Genomic DNA, 14546 nt, shown 5'->3' on the forward strand with positions numbered 1-14546 from the left:
TACAGGAGCTACCCATGATGAATTATGCCATCGCGGGCGGCGCTCTCATGGGCGCTTCTCAGATTACCGAATCACAACTAGACCGCATCGTTCGTATCGTCACGCAATTCTTCTCACCACTCTGGAGCAAATAACTATGACTGATTTCATGAGAGAACCACGCCGAATCCAAGCGGTGAGAGCTTGTCGATTTCTGCGCTGGGTTAAACGACTTCCCGTAGTTAAGCACTTATTTATCAAAGGTGATCCGCTATGAACATCACATGCACATCGTTCGCTAGTAAGCATGGAGTGCGTCAAGGCGAGTTCGTTATGGAGTTGCAAGGCGTTTCCATAGCTGAGCAACCAAACAGCGAGAAAGAGCTTAGAGAGCTTCTGGCAGGTATGGATATTCAAACTATTTGTGAATACCTGAATGACATGGGATTCACGGTAACCAATAAACAGGCGGCAGCATGATAGACGAAATCTTAAAGAACTATCGCCAATCTCAGGCGCACCTCGAATCATTAAATCAAGTTCGTTTCATGCTGAAAAACGGAACGATTAGCTCAGAAGAGCTAGCCATCATGGCTCTTGACCATATGGGAGTTAAAGGTGAACTAGTCGAGCAGGTTCGCAGTAGAGCCAAAATTCAGCGAGATAAATTCTTAGCCGAAATGATGGGAACCATTAATTCAGCAGTAGGAGCATGCCATGAATCTGGAAGAGCTTGATCACCCTTTTGCACCAGAGGATATCGAATGGCGAATTCAACAAAGCGGTAAGACTAACGCAGGGAAAGTATGGGCGATGGTTCTCTGCTACGTAACGAACCGAGCCATCATGAAGCGACTTGATGATGTGTGCGGTAAGGCAGCATGGAGAAATGAATATCGTGATATTCCGAATAACGGCGGCGTTGAGTGTGGCATCTCAATCAAGATTGATGGTGAGTGGATCACCAAGTGGGACGCAGCCGAGAACACTCAAGTCGAGTCAGTCAAGGGTGGCCGATCAGGAGCCATGAAGCGAGCGGCTGTGCAATGGGGTATCGGTCGATACCTATACAATTTAGAAGAAGGATTTGCTCAGGCATCAGCAGAAAAGATTCAAGGATGGAACAGAGCAAAACTGAAGGATGGAACACAGTTCTATTGGTCACCGCCAGCATTACCATCATGGGCTCTTCCAGCGCAGAAATCAGTTGCCGAGAAAAAGAAAGAGCCCTCCCCTGACGATATTTTGTCGCGCTTCACTGAGGCCGCTCGCAGCATGGCATTACCTGAGCTAACAACAGCATATAACTGGTCATTCAAGGCATTGGTTAGCAGTCCCGATCACCAGTCTAAATTGACTGACGTATTTACCATCAGAAAAGAAGAATTGGAGGCAGCGTAATGGCGAGCAGAGGCGTAAATAAAGTAATCCTTGTCGGGAATTTGGGGAATGATCCAGAAGTCCGTTATTTACCGAATGGAGGCGCAGTGGCAAATATCACGCTGGCCACATCCGAAAGCTGGCGAGACAAGCAGACTGGTGAGCAGAAGGAAAAAACTGAGTGGCATCGCGTAGTACTATTCGGAAAGCTAGCTGAGGTTGCGGGTGAATATCTGCGTAAAGGCTCTCAGGTCTATATCGAAGGTGCTTTGCAGACTCGTAAGTGGACCGATCAGGCTGGCGTTGAAAAATACACCACTGAAATCGTAGTAAACGTTGGTGGCACCATGCAAATGCTCGGCGGTAAGCAGGATTCATCGTCTAAGCCAGCGCAAAACAGAGTCCCGCAGCAAAGCGGGCAGCAAGCACCGCAGAGCAACGAAGAACCTCCAATGGACTTTGACTCCGACATTCCCTTCTAACAGGTAACCACCATGACGCCGCAGAGCATACTGCGCGTCCTCAGCCAGCACCCCGACAATAACATCACCGAATTCCACAGAGCACTTAACTCAGTGGGCGGCGTTTTTACTGGCGGCGGTGCCACTGGCGGGGTGACGCTGAACTCTAAAGAGCCATATTACAAATGGCGCAATCCTGAAAAGAACGAGTACATAAGTTTCAACAACCTCCTCGCAATCAGAGAATATCTAACAGCGGAACCGTGGGGAGATATGAAGATAGGCGGTACGGTTTACCGGCTAAGAGATGATATCGATGTAGATGCTGTTATCGAGAAAATCACACCAAAGCGACCACCACCTAAGCCCATCGTTATTCACATGCCAAAAGCTGGACAGCGCTATATCGGCAAGCGCGGCATTGAGTACACCATCATTTCAGCCTCAGACCGCAGCATCGTTTATAGCTTCAACGGCAAAACTCATCAGTCACTCGAACCTACCAAATTCATGTACGGCATGGAGCTGATATCCGATGCCGCATAGGAGATACTCTTGAAAAATCGCAAAGCAAAAATGCTTCTACTCCACGCCCATAAAAATTGCTACCCGAGTCAATGGTTGAACATTAGCAATCGCCGGATGGTTCTCTTTTCGCGTGGCGGAGTAACTAAGGAAGGCCATCAATTCAAAAATAGCGCGGCGCAGAACCGCTGGATGAATCATGTGAGGTATCTGTGATGAACAACCTACCAATACAAACCTACGAATCAGTAGTTCAGCAGCGTGACGCTCTAGCCGCTGAGAATAAGGCTTTGATAGAGCAAGCTGAAGAGGTATACGCGGCGGGATATAACCATGGGCACCTTAATACAGTCGATGGCATTGCGTACTCAGCAGGGACTAAAGACGAGTTCTATCAGCTTGCCATAGAACTGATGAATGAGGCAGAAACCACAGAAACTGACGCTTTCCTTGCTGATGTACGGGCTCAGGGAGTGGATGCTGCAATCAAGCATCTGCATAAGATATTCGACGGAACGGACTATATTTGCGAGCCGTTGAGATCTCTGGTGTGGTTGGCTCAGGCGCTTCGCAAGGGGATTAATGATGCACAGTAACAGCAAAGAGCGCGTCCTCAAATTCAACGATGAAATGCTTGCAGCGTTATTAGCAGGAAAAAAGACACAAACCCGCCGTCCAATCGATGGGTTCGATGTTTTCGAATTAGTTAATGATGGCGCTGGTGCGGGAATGTGGCGCGTACATGGGCCAAGTTTGCAAGATGTGAACGAGCTTAATGAAAGCGACGAAGTAATCGGAACAACGCCAGCTGGCACGTATGAAAAATCGTTAGTACGTCCAAAGTTTATTGATTACTACTGCCCTTACACGCTAGGCGGCCATTTTATTAATGCCTGCAATAAAGACGGTGAGCCAATTTGCGGAATTTACGTAAATGTACGCGTAGAGCGATTAAACGATATCAGTGAAGAGGATGCGAAGGCCGAAGGCGCACCGACTGAATGCTGCGTCATTGGGGGTAAGCACTTTCTCGGTTTCCGCAGTCTGTGGAAATCAATCTACGGAGAGGAAAGCTGGAAGGCCAATCCATGGGTTTGGGTAATCGAATTTAAGCGTGTGCAGGAGCATAGCAATGACTAAGTTAACAACTGAAGTGCTAAAAGAAATTATCGGTTCATATCCAGAAGACTCGGATGAAATAGAGTGTGTCATGGCTCGACAACTTCTGGCATACGAGCAAGCAGCAGAAAAACCGTATGGATATCTTGAGCCTTATGATTTCCCGCGCACTACAGCAACGCTTTACCCAGAGAAAGATAGATATGCGGTTATGCCGATCTATGCAGCACCGGTATTACCTAAACAGCCTGAACACTCACGCCAGCACTTTGAAAGCCTATGCAATCAGTTTTGGAATTGGGCTGAGTTAGACGAAATCGATCAAGATGAAGAACCGCTGCTTGAATGGAATGGTTCTAACTACACCAACCGAGTAACCGCTGCGCTGTGGAAAATGTATCAAGCAGCGCCCGCACAACCTGTAATACCAGAACATTGTCAGATGACTCCTGATGAAATGCTTTGTGATTTTTACGAGGTCAGTAACTGGCCTGATTTAGTAAGGGAGTTGGTTAAACACGTCGAGCAGTTACAGGAGTCCGCAAAACGTAATGTTAAACCTTGGGAGGATACATTCCCCGAGACGCTTCTTCCAGCGTATGTAGATAGGATTACGCGAGCTAATGACGCCTGCCGCGCCGAGATGCTTAAGAATGGCAAATCCGCGTCAACTGAATTACCAAATCACTCCGAATTGTCAACCGACTCTCCGGTAATTCCGGATGGTTGGAAGCTGGTTCCTATTGAGCCAACCGCTGCAATGTTCCATGCATTTAATGATGATGACTATGGCAGAAAGTCTATGCGTGAACGCTATATACAGATGATTGAAGCAGCGCCAGCGCAGGAGAGCGAATAATGACTCATGACGAGTTATGCCTACGCGCTGAGCGCTATTTACGCTCTAACGGTTTTGGCGTGGTATTCCACGATAAATTCAAAGCCTATACCGGCACCGGAGAGCAACCAGATGCGATTGGATTTCGAAATGGTGTCTCATGTTTGATCGAGGTGAAATGCTCCCGCGCTGACTTTCACGCAGATAAGAAAAAGCACTTTCGTATAAATCCCGAAACAGGTCTAGGTGATTGGCGTTTCTTTATGTGTGAGCCTGACGTTATCAAAGTGGAGGATCTGCCAGATGGATGGGGATTGCTCTACGTAACCGGCACCAGAGTGAAAAAGGTTCACGGCTTCCCGTCTAACACTGCGTGGTATTACAAAAAGCCATTTAAGGCCAACAAGCAAGCCGAATGCGATTACATGTACAGCGCATTACGCCGGATGGTTGTTCGTGGTCATTTCAAAGAAATTTACGAAGGTCTGCCAAAGCAGGAGAGCGAATAATGCCAACTCTTAATTATGACCCAGCAGATCCGGACAAAATGAAACTTCCAGTCGGAAAAACGTGCGGTGATTGCGTACATATTCGGCGTTGTAAGGCTATTTTCGGACACACTGAAGCTGATACTTATTGCGATTGGTCGCCCTCTCGCGCTGCATTTTCAGAGACCACAGCACAGGAGCAGAAATAGATGACCGTCACATATAACGGATTTTTGGCATTCGAAAAGTATGAGCCGAAGCCAGAAGATGTATGCAATTTCTGTAAAGGAATTTGTGGCAAAGAAAAAATGGTCGGTGGGCCAGATAGCTTATCAATATGCTTACCATGCATTGAGCTTTGTAATGAAATTGCTCATGAACGTAAGGCCACTGAGCGCAAAGAAGCCATTACAGAGATTACTCGACTGCTATTGAGTGAATCATGGCAAGGTTCTGAAGCGGCGGCAGCTCTCTATGATGCTGGCTGGCGTAAGGTTGATAATCCATGCTGATAGCCGGTTATATCCTTCTAGTCAGCGCCCGCGGATTAGATGCTTGCGACGCCCTCCCCGTTACACCTGAAGTTATGCCAAAAGAAACATGTGAACAATGGATAAAGCTGATTCACGAGAAGCGGCCTAACCACGTTCTAATTTGGTGAAATTACACCAGATTAATAGCCGCTAACCAGCGGCTTTTTTATTGCCTGAGTTTGGAGAAAACATGCAAATCGAAATCGGCGAATACGTCATTACGAGTGACACATACAACCTGATTCTCAACGAGAAAAAGGTAGCAAAGGAAGGTAAATCTGCAGGTGAAGAGAGGCTTCAGTCCATCGGGTTCTACTCAAAAATCTCCACGCTTATCTCTGCATTAATTCAGCGCGAGGTTCTGCTCTCTGACGTCCAGTCATTGCAGGCAATGCAGCAATTAATAGAGCGAGTTTCATTGCAGTGTGAAAAGGCTTTCAAGGACTTTAACAATGCGACACATCATCAAGGGTAATCCAACACAGATAGAACGCTAAGCAATGGAAGCTGCGCTCAATCAGCATCAAGCCAAGTACGGTGATTACGCCCCATCTAAAGAGTCAAAAAACTACACCGTTTTAGTTGATGGAATGAAAATCGTCGTTGAAATCATGAACCGTAAAAAATCATATGTGGCTACATCGATGATGCGGCCTAGGGATTTATCCAAAGTGTGGGGGAATGCAGCGTGAATAAATACAAACTGATTTATGCAGACCCGCCATGGACATACCGAGATAAGGCGGCCGATGGCGAGCGCGGGGCATCATTCAAATATCCCACAATGAGCATATTGGATATATGCCGCTTACCTGTATGGGATTTGGCTGATGAGTCTTGTCTGCTAGCGATGTGGTGGGTGCCAACGATGCCAGCCGAAGCGTTGAAGGTTGTCGATGCTTGGGGATTTAGATTGATGACTATGAAGGGATTCACCTGGCACAAAACAAATCGTCGCAAAGGAAACAGTGCGATCGGCATGGGTCACATGACAAGAGCTAATAGCGAAGATTGTTTGTTTGCGGTTCGTGGCAGGCTGCCAGAGCGATTTAACGCAGCGATCTGCCAGCATCAAACTTTCCACCGCGCTGAACATAGCGCCAAGCCCCCAGAGTTTCGCGATCTGCTTGTCAGCTTACTAGGCGACGTTCCTCGCATTGAGCTATTTGCGCGGCAACAAGCTGATGGTTGGCATTCGTGGGGTAATGAGGTCGGTTGCAACATCGAGTTCCAGCAAGGAGTGAAAGCGGCATGACATGACAGCAGAACAAGACAACGCGATACGCAATGTTGCGCGGCGATGCAACGAAGCAATGAAATCTGCAATAAAGTCCGCGCCAAAAAAAACCAACATCGACACAATCACCCGCCCCATTCTTCTCAGCTACTACGAAACAATTGAACCTATGGGAATTTCATTCCTTAGGTTCCTTTGGGTTATTGGCGTTTTGAATGGGCAGTTTGAGGATAAATGATGCTAACACTTGAGCAATGGAACAAAACGCTTCCCAAGCCAAAGAATATGGAAACAATACGCCGCTGGGCTCGGAATGGTCAGATATGTCCGCCGCCAATATTTGATGGACACCAATACTTTGTTCGCGAGGATGCAGAAAAACGCGTTAATACTCAGCCAACAAAATCACCCGGCACTCTTCTGATGAGAATTAAAAATGGCACGGAACAGAAGTCACACTCGCCGCGATCTGCCTCCAAATCTGTACGTCAGAAATAACGGATATTACTGCTACAGAGACCCACGGACGGGTAAGGAATACGGACTTGGCAAGATAAAGCGTGATGCAGTAAATCAGGCCATCGAGGCCAATCTTCAGCTAATGGATAGTGCATCCACTAGGCTTGTCGATAGGTTGTCAACTGAAGCTTCAATGCTCTTTCATGACTGGCTAGACCATTATTCTAAAGTTATAGATAGTAGAGGGCTAAAACCCAAAACATTGAAAGAGTACAACGGCAAGATACGCACCTTACGAACTATCATCGACAACGTTCCAATTGAGAGCATTACAACAAAGGACATTGCTTCCATACTGGCTTCGTACTCAGCAGACGGGAAAACAACGACGGCTAAGTTAATGCGAATTGCGTTGCTGGACATTTTTAGAGAGGCAATTGCTGATGGTCACATTACCAACAACCCTGTAGAGGCGACGAGGAATCCCCGATCAGAGATTAAGAGGTCGCGCTTATCTCTTTCCGAGTACAAAGAAATCTACCTATGCTCTCTTGGCCTTCAACCTTGGATCCCGCTGAGCATAGAATTAGCGCTAATGACAGGGCAACGAGTGAGTGATATCAGTAAGATAAAATGGAAAGATATTCGCGATGGGATGCTGTGGATTGAGCAGAAAAAGACGGGGAACAAACTTGTTATTGACTTGGATCTAACTCTTGATGCAATTGGAGTCAGTCTAAAGGATGCGGTTGAGCGTTGTAGGGCGCTGTTTGGCAGATTCGATAACATCATATGTTCTCAAACTGGGACTCAATTGACCACGACAACGATGGCGAGAGGATTCGCAAAAGCGAGAGAGCTATCGGGTATCACGTGGGGAAAAGAACCGCCTAGTTTTCATGAATTACGAAGTCTGTCCGCAAGGCTGTATACTGAAGAGAAAGGGACTGAGTTTGCCCAAAGGTTGCTAGGCCATAAGTCAGCAGTGATGACAGCAAAATATCAAGATAATCGCGGTAGTGAATGGGTTAAAGTCGCCACCTGATTATGATTTAATTTTGACTAATAATGACCTTTGCATTTTAACCAATTGATTAATAATGATTTTAAAAGGTGATAACTATGCAATGGTTAGCCGATTACTGGTGGATTATTCTGTTAGTTCTGATCGGGATGGTATGGAATGGGATGAAAGCCTTGCTCAAAGTAGACCACAAAAGTTTTCTGAGCAATAAGCCTGAATTGCCTCCACATCGCGATAACAATGCGCAATGGGACAATGATGATGACTGGCCTAAAAAGAAGTAACACTAAGTTAGTTCTCATCAGAAGTAAAAGGGCAATTTTTATTGCCCTTAGTTAGCACATCACTATTATTTAAAAGCGATCAAATCGCCACGTTTACCACTCAGAGCTTCATCCCAATAGCGTTGAGGAATGTAAGCACGTAAACGCTCTAGCGCTAAATCCATCATATTCTGATCGATGGCATGCCCAATCGGCTCGATATCTAAAGTAAAGTCAGATCCGTATGTTTGCATACTCTCTGCAGCCTGATGTGCGTTATCGATAGCAATAATCGTATCCTCATTACCATGAATCAGGTGAACGACCGTATTTCCTAAACTTTTTTCAGGTAATGCGGCAAAACGACCACTGAAAGATACCACCCTTCCGGCCAAATTTGGCGTCACTTTCACGGCTTCAAGCGCCATAATCGCTCCCTGAGAAAATCCGACTAGTGCGGTGGCCTCAGGATTAACATCAGCAACACGCTGCCAATATCGCACAATTTCAATAAACTGAGGCATAACCTCATTAATACGCTCGATGCGGTTCTCTTCTGTTACCCCATCCACCGAAAACCACTGCAAACCTTGGCCGCTCGGGATCTGATAGGGTGATCCAATGCTAATCACCAGTGCTTTTGGAAAAGCTTGAGCAAAATACTCACCAATCGTTCCCATAGACACCGGATTATCGCCAACCCCGTGAAACAGCAAAATCAGCTGTTCTGCCGGTGTTGCAGGGCTTTGGACAACATGATGTTCGTGCTTCATTAGGTCACTCCTCGGTTAATTAAAACATGCCACTTATTGGCATCATTTGTTAACCACCACTATACGCCGAAGAGTTTTGATGAAAATCGTATTTCCTTGATGAGGTTGTTCTATTTTTTTGCTGAACGCTAATCAAAAACGAGATAAAAAAAATGGCCCCGAAGGGCCATTCAACTTAAGGGACTCTCCGCTCAGCCTAAACTGCGCGGAGAATTCATACTAGGCAACAGCCCAAAATCCTTTCGGCACAAACTCTGTTACTTGGACGCTAGCAAAAGAGATTGCATACTGTCGCCAGGGCGTATGAATCTATTACCAGCTGTATTTCACGCCAGCGTTAACAGCCCATGGTTGGTCGATATCACTACCACCCATATAGCTTGCGCCTGCGTAGGTGCTGAAGTTCTTAGTGAAGTTAAACTGACCGCCTAAACCAACGCGAACTGCTGAACCACCAACACCGTTGTCAATGTTGTCGCCGTTGATGTCTGCATCGTTGCTGCCCGCATCATCATAAACGTATGCCAAAGTCGCATATGGAGTCAGAGACTGGTCGTTTGCATAGTCGAAGCGATAGTTAGCATTGATACCTGCTTCGTAACGCAAGCTGTTATAACCTTGGTCAGACACATCCATGCCATTGCTGGTACGGTAGTCATCGCTGTTCATGAACAGACCAGAAACGCTAGCATATGGGCTCAATTTACCCTGAGTATCAAGAGCGATGTCGTAGCCGACTTTCAAGCCGAAGCCCCATGCATCAGAGCTGGTAGAGCCCGATGTGTGGTCGCCGTTGCTCATATCAGCATCCAGATCGTTGCTGTAATGAGAGTAGCTTAAAGAGGTATCCAAGAAGACGTTGTTGTCGAACTTAGCAGAAGAGTAGACACGAGCAGACTGGCTGTCCTGATCTACGCTTCCGCTGTGGTCGCTAACGTCGCCTTTAGCGAAGCCTGCGGACATACCGACCAACCAGTTTGCATAGTTGCCGTCGATAACCTTATCCACACCAACCATGATACCGTTGATATCTTGATCGTAATTGATCTCACCGCCGTCGCCGTTAACATGACCGCCGAAGTAGCTCACCCATGCACCACCAGTGTCACCCGCGTTATCACGAGTTTGAGTCTGGCGACGTTCCAAAGTGTCCTGCTCCATGTGCCAGATGTTGGCGTTTGCAGAAGGAATGCTCAGCGCCATATTGGCAGCATCGGTCAGATTACGCTGGTCCAGAACGACAGTATCGCCGCGCTGCTCTGCTTCATAGGTATAAGCACCTAGGTCAGCACGGTTAGCCGCGGTGAACGATGCGCTAGTATCTGCATTATTGTCGTACACACGAACAATTTCTTTGTCTTGATAATCAGCGATAGAACCCTGCCCAGTCGCGTTATCTACGCGAACAGAGTAGTTACCGCTCACATCGCCGTTAACTGCCAAGTGGCCGTCAGAGTTGATAGCAATAACACCGTGGTCGTAACCAGCAGCATTAACATCATTGGTCACATAACGCGCATTGCTCATATCTGAATTGAGCACGTACTCACGGCTGCCAACATTCAGAGTACCTGCATCACTTAATACCAAGCTGTGAGTATCGGTCTGACCCAAACCTAAGTTCAGTTCACCGCCGTTGGTCACAGTGATTGTGTTGGCATACAGTGCTGCAGTTTCCTCAGTCAGGATAACCTGACTGCCGCTATTGATGTTCAGTGAATCAGTAGCAACGCCGTTGTTATAGCCATACGAATTAGGAATCGTCGTACCGGCACTGTTGCTATCGCCGATTTGCATCGAAGAACCGTTATTCAAGGTAATGCTATCAGCCAGCAAGCTTGAATTCACAACATTAACCTGAGAACCGTTGTTAATGGTCAAAGTGTCAATGTTAGATGTTTTGCGGGTGTCCCACTCAGAGTTATTATCCAGAGTAACGTTGAACAAACCGCTCTGATAAACAGAAGCTGAGGTGAAATCGCCATTTACATCGAACTCATCTGTTGGCCACAGGCTATTAGGGCTGTAATCATACAGAGTATTCGTATGTTCAACAGAAGACACCGCAGCACCAACCCACTTACTGCCGTTGGTTAATGTCAGATTTAAAGAATCTTGATCATCCCAACCATTGGTGTCTTTAACATTATCACCGTTAGAATCATGGCCAGTTGGATCAAAGTTATTATCGAATACGCTGGAGAACAGAACATCGCCAGTCAACGTTGAATGATCAAACGTCGCCGTGGTTTGCATAGCGTTATCAGTACGACTTGCCATAACAATCAGTGCCGCATCATCAAGGCCTGCAGTACTCGTTCCTGCGTAGTCACTTGGTTTGCCTGATTGGCCATAGAAACCTGTATTATCCAATTCTGAGTAAGCACCTGAAGTGACCACAGAATCTTTAACAGTTACGGTATCAGTAAAAATTTCTGGGCTATTGGTTGCACTATCAGGCCAATAGTAACCTTGAACTAAGGTGATACCTGCAACGTGGGAATTGTTCTGGATAACTACATTTGCTTCCTGATCCAGAGTAATTGCATTACCCATTGCGTAGGTATTATAAAGATCATGATCACGAACATCATTTGTCGTCACGTCATAATCATAATGTTCGTAGGTATCATCGATCGTAGAGTTATCAACGGTCAGTTGCAGTGTACCTAACTGATGGTCAGTATCATTAGCACACTCATCGGTTACGCAGGATGATGTAACCATACCGTGAATTGTACTGTTAGAGATATTTAATGTATCAGCAGTATTTGATGAATCATAGCCAAGGTAATAGGTTGAAATAACACCATTAACGACAGATTTATTAATTACTGGATAGATATCACCATCATAATATCCGTCAGTTGAATTATTCCAGCCAACATACCCATCATAATCTACATATCCATCAACATAACTACCAGCATTGAAAGTATCGTTGACATAAACATGATTACCGTAGCCAAGATCGTGGCCGTAGGTATCGTAGGTAGTACCTGAAATATCATTTGTAGCAGCTACAGCAGCTTGAGCTGCGATAGCCATAGAGCAAGCCAATGCCAGACGCGTTAAAGCAGTCTTATTCTTCCAAGAAGACATCTGTTATTCCCTCAATATAGGCAACGTTAATCCATAACCCATCAGAGATGAATATAGTTATGAATTGTTGATACTTTTAAAATATATGAAACTATCTGAAAGTGCTTTCGCCAAAGTTCAGCGGAATTAAATAATAATTAAGAGGTAGATTTAATTCAACTAAAAAAAACTTTTAAATATGGTAACAACCGTCATCTCGAAAATATAAAAAGCCCTCACGATAAACGACTTGTTAAATAAATAAATTTAATTCTTAATTAAATAAAAAAGAACATACAGAGAATAAGAAAATAAAAGTAAAAATAAAAAACACCCTGAAGCTTAATATTAAGAATGGTTTTAATTAGTTATTAAGAATGCTAGCCAATACGGTCCGCAATCTAGTAATCAGCTCTTTTTTACCGGATATTTTATATTTATCACATAATCCCCTCACATCACCACTCTCATTTATACAGTTTTTTAGAAAGCAACTTAACTCGTCATCAGAAAGATGATTTGCGTATCTACTTAGTGCATAAACAGAAACGTCAAACGGGCGATAACAATGAGCGAAACCGTGAAGTTCATCGCAATCATCCTGATTCAGCGAGAGGTCTTTTTTCACGTTAATGGGCAGTCTTATATTGAGTTTTTTTTCGATAAAGTAGCCATCACGCTGCAAACGTAGCTGCAATCGGCGTAAAAGTGGCTGTGATTTTTCACTTAGAGGTAATATCGCCATCGCTGTATAGCAGCCACTGCTCGCTTCTAAATGCGTTCCAAACCTGACAAGTTGAAAACCACACCGTTGCCAAAACTGATGCAGTTCGGGCGTATAGCCAAAACTAACAGAAACAAAGTCTAACTGTTCTTGCCGCGCTTGATGAACAACCGCAGCCACTAATGATTTAGCCACGCCTTGACGTCGCCATTCGGGAAATACGGCAATTCGGCTGATTCTACGAGAACGTAAAACTGCGGCTACCCATTGTCCACCATGGGCTGCTAATGACTGCGCAACTAAGTTGCCTTTGGGGCGGCGTTCCCCTGCCCATACGGCTTTAGCTAGCGACTCATCTAATCCCCCCTCATCGACGGCCCATAATGCGGCAACAATATTGCTATCAACAAAGCTTGCATGCAGATGATTTCCCACGCCGTCCATTAATCGGCGCAGATCCAGTGGCGTAGTCTTATAGTGGGCGCTGGTTAAAAGAGCGTAGAAATCAGACATCACTTGTGGCGAAGAGTGCCATTCATTTTGGCTTAATTTTTTTTGTTTAAGCTTCTGGCCGTGCTCGAAGGGTTCTTGTGGTTCCGCAAATAGCAAAAGCGAACCCACCCACGCTTCAAGAGGATCATGCAGCGCCCAACGCATGGGTTGTTCTAAGGAATAAATTTGACACGATGGAAGAGAAGAACAAAATTTAAGCAAAAAACCCCGTCCGGTACCTTCGTACCCTTGAACCGTCGTGGTTAAAAGGACATGGGGGAAAAATGAGATCAGTTCACTTAGCATCGGTGCTGGAATTGCTGCGGCTTCATCAATCAGTAACCAATCAACATTCTCAGGAACTTTTTGCCGACATTGCTCCAATAACATATCGGGGGCATGAAACTCCCCCTTTGTGCCACACTGAGATAAAACCTGAGTCGATACTCTATTTGGACCGGTAACCCAACATACTCCCGCCGTCCGTGCAGCAAACATGCCAGCCAGCGTTGACTTGCCGCGCCCGCGCTCACCAATCACGACGCTCACGGGATCGTTATTCGTCAATAAAGCCCGTAATATCGCTTCTTGTTCCCGCGTTGGCGATCCGTCAGGACGCTGCCACTCGGGGCGCGCTATTTGAAGCTCAGTAATTTTTTTCGGCTCCCCTTGCTTCCACACAATAATGTCAGGGTGCTGTGAAGTTACACGCTGGAAATGCCGAACAAAATAAGGTGTGGCGATGGGCTCGCCCTGTTCACTCCAACGTAAGCTATCCATATCCGGTAAGCACGGCCACTGTTCCCAGTCTGGAACCAGCAAAATCAACCAATGCCCCGCACTCATCGCCCCTGAAACAGCGGCCAGAGCTTCCGCATTAACACCCTCGGCGGCATTGAACACAACATGGGCAAGCTCTTGTCCCAACAGACCTCTCGCTGCACGAGTCGCGATAGAGGCTGTGCCCTCCGGCGCATTTTCTCCAACCCACAAAACATTAGGCTGAAGCGAAGACAGGTTCTCTTCTATAACTTGGCGATGCCACGTTGTATCACCGCTCACGATTAGCACACGGCGAATCCCCATCCGCTGCATAGAGGTGATAGAAGAAGAAAGTGGCATACGGATCCGTTTAGAGAGTCAAAAGAAGAGGATATTATACTCGAAATA

22 protein-coding genes are annotated in these 14546 nt (G+C 46.0%); 19 read left to right on the forward strand and 3 right to left on the reverse strand.

Annotated features, from left to right (window positions below):
• The first annotated feature begins 14 nt into the window (after window positions 1-14).
• From K9N75_RS15445 to K9N75_RS15535, 19 genes are all read left to right on the forward strand, one after another.
• Complete coding sequence (locus K9N75_RS15445; protein ID WP_224451829.1) at window positions 15-134, forward strand: protease FtsH-inhibitory lysogeny factor CIII; 120 nt, start codon at window positions 15-17, stop codon at window positions 132-134.
• Window positions 135-252: 118 nt separating this feature from the next.
• Window positions 253-459 carry a hypothetical protein gene (locus tag K9N75_RS15450; RefSeq protein WP_224451830.1) on the forward strand — a complete coding sequence of 69 codons (207 nt, stop codon included), beginning with the start codon at window positions 253-255 and terminating at the stop codon, window positions 457-459.
• Entirely contained in the window at window positions 456-716 is a 261-nt protein-coding gene (locus tag K9N75_RS15455; protein WP_224451831.1) for a hypothetical protein, read from the forward strand. Before K9N75_RS15450 ends, K9N75_RS15455 begins: the two co-directional genes overlap by 4 nt.
• A complete protein-coding gene (locus K9N75_RS15460; protein WP_224451832.1) occupies window positions 697-1380 on the forward strand; it encodes a Rad52/Rad22 family DNA repair protein in 684 nt (227 codons plus the stop codon). The genes K9N75_RS15455 and K9N75_RS15460 overlap by 20 nt, the downstream gene beginning before the upstream one ends.
• Complete coding sequence (locus K9N75_RS15465) at window positions 1380-1841, forward strand: single-stranded DNA-binding protein (protein WP_224451833.1); 462 nt, start codon at window positions 1380-1382, stop codon at window positions 1839-1841. Before K9N75_RS15460 ends, K9N75_RS15465 begins: the two co-directional genes overlap by 1 nt.
• 12 nt (window positions 1842-1853) lie before the next feature.
• Window positions 1854-2366, forward strand: a complete 513-nt coding sequence (locus K9N75_RS15470; RefSeq protein WP_224451834.1) for a hypothetical protein — start codon at window positions 1854-1856, stop codon at window positions 2364-2366.
• A 194-nt stretch (window positions 2367-2560) separates the two neighbouring features.
• Entirely contained in the window at window positions 2561-2941 is a 381-nt protein-coding gene (locus K9N75_RS15475; protein ID WP_224451835.1) for a hypothetical protein, read from the forward strand.
• Window positions 2928-3485 (forward strand): ASCH domain-containing protein, encoded by a 558-nt coding sequence (locus tag K9N75_RS15480; protein ID WP_224451836.1) that lies wholly within the window; start codon window positions 2928-2930, stop codon window positions 3483-3485. Before K9N75_RS15475 ends, K9N75_RS15480 begins: the two co-directional genes overlap by 14 nt.
• The gene (locus K9N75_RS15485; protein ID WP_224451837.1) at window positions 3478-4323 is read left to right on the forward strand and encodes a hypothetical protein; all 846 of its coding nucleotides are present in this window, start codon (window positions 3478-3480) and stop codon (window positions 4321-4323) included. The genes K9N75_RS15480 and K9N75_RS15485 overlap by 8 nt, the downstream gene beginning before the upstream one ends.
• Window positions 4323-4811 (forward strand): hypothetical protein, encoded by a 489-nt coding sequence (locus K9N75_RS15490; protein ID WP_149228804.1) that lies wholly within the window; start codon window positions 4323-4325, stop codon window positions 4809-4811. The genes K9N75_RS15485 and K9N75_RS15490 overlap by 1 nt, the downstream gene beginning before the upstream one ends.
• Window positions 4811-4999, forward strand: coding sequence for a hypothetical protein (locus K9N75_RS15495; RefSeq protein WP_149228806.1), 189 nt, complete (start codon window positions 4811-4813; stop codon window positions 4997-4999). Before K9N75_RS15490 ends, K9N75_RS15495 begins: the two co-directional genes overlap by 1 nt.
• Window positions 5000-5302 (forward strand): hypothetical protein, encoded by a 303-nt coding sequence (locus K9N75_RS15500; protein WP_224451838.1) that lies wholly within the window; start codon window positions 5000-5002, stop codon window positions 5300-5302.
• Between the two features lie 211 nt (window positions 5303-5513).
• On the forward strand, window positions 5514-5798 hold the full coding sequence (locus K9N75_RS15505) for a DUF5405 family protein (RefSeq protein ID WP_043494718.1): 285 nt from the start codon (window positions 5514-5516) through the stop codon (window positions 5796-5798).
• A 25-nt stretch (window positions 5799-5823) separates the two neighbouring features.
• Window positions 5824-6015, forward strand: coding sequence for a DUF4060 family protein (locus K9N75_RS15510; RefSeq protein ID WP_130974003.1), 192 nt, complete (start codon window positions 5824-5826; stop codon window positions 6013-6015).
• A complete protein-coding gene (locus tag K9N75_RS15515) occupies window positions 6012-6578 on the forward strand; it encodes an MT-A70 family methyltransferase (protein WP_224451839.1) in 567 nt (188 codons plus the stop codon). The genes K9N75_RS15510 and K9N75_RS15515 overlap by 4 nt, the downstream gene beginning before the upstream one ends.
• A gap of 1 nt (window position 6579) precedes the next feature.
• Window positions 6580-6798 (forward strand): hypothetical protein, encoded by a 219-nt coding sequence (locus tag K9N75_RS15520; RefSeq protein ID WP_035503968.1) that lies wholly within the window; start codon window positions 6580-6582, stop codon window positions 6796-6798.
• A gap of 47 nt (window positions 6799-6845) precedes the next feature.
• Window positions 6846-7058: an excisionase gene (locus K9N75_RS22840; protein WP_375374063.1), complete on the forward strand. Its 213-nt coding sequence runs from the start codon at window positions 6846-6848 to the stop codon at window positions 7056-7058.
• Window positions 6997-8064 carry a tyrosine-type recombinase/integrase gene (locus K9N75_RS15530; protein WP_224451840.1) on the forward strand — a complete coding sequence of 356 codons (1068 nt, stop codon included), beginning with the start codon at window positions 6997-6999 and terminating at the stop codon, window positions 8062-8064. The genes K9N75_RS22840 and K9N75_RS15530 overlap by 62 nt, the downstream gene beginning before the upstream one ends.
• Window positions 8065-8141: 77 nt before the next feature.
• Window positions 8142-8327 (forward strand): YpfN family protein, encoded by a 186-nt coding sequence (locus tag K9N75_RS15535; RefSeq protein ID WP_008814137.1) that lies wholly within the window; start codon window positions 8142-8144, stop codon window positions 8325-8327.
• Window positions 8328-8392: 65 nt separating this feature from the next.
• Here K9N75_RS15535 and ypfH read toward each other — a convergent pair whose 3' ends face one another.
• The 3 genes from ypfH to K9N75_RS15550 form a co-directional block, all read right to left on the reverse strand.
• Window positions 8393-9079, reverse strand: coding sequence for an esterase (ypfH, locus tag K9N75_RS15540; RefSeq protein WP_224451841.1), 687 nt, complete (start codon window positions 9077-9079; stop codon window positions 8393-8395).
• Between the two features lie 312 nt (window positions 9080-9391).
• Window positions 9392-12181 carry an autotransporter YaiT-related protein gene (locus K9N75_RS15545; protein WP_064573289.1) on the reverse strand — a complete coding sequence of 930 codons (2790 nt, stop codon included), beginning with the start codon at window positions 12179-12181 and terminating at the stop codon, window positions 9392-9394.
• A gap of 343 nt (window positions 12182-12524) precedes the next feature.
• Window positions 12525-14498 carry a tRNA(Met) cytidine acetyltransferase TmcA gene (locus tag K9N75_RS15550; protein WP_096080534.1) on the reverse strand — a complete coding sequence of 658 codons (1974 nt, stop codon included), beginning with the start codon at window positions 14496-14498 and terminating at the stop codon, window positions 12525-12527.
• Window positions 14499-14546: the final 48 nt, after the last annotated feature.

The organism is Hafnia paralvei, assembly GCF_020150375.1.
Lineage (GTDB): Bacteria > Pseudomonadota > Gammaproteobacteria > Enterobacterales > Enterobacteriaceae > Hafnia > Hafnia paralvei.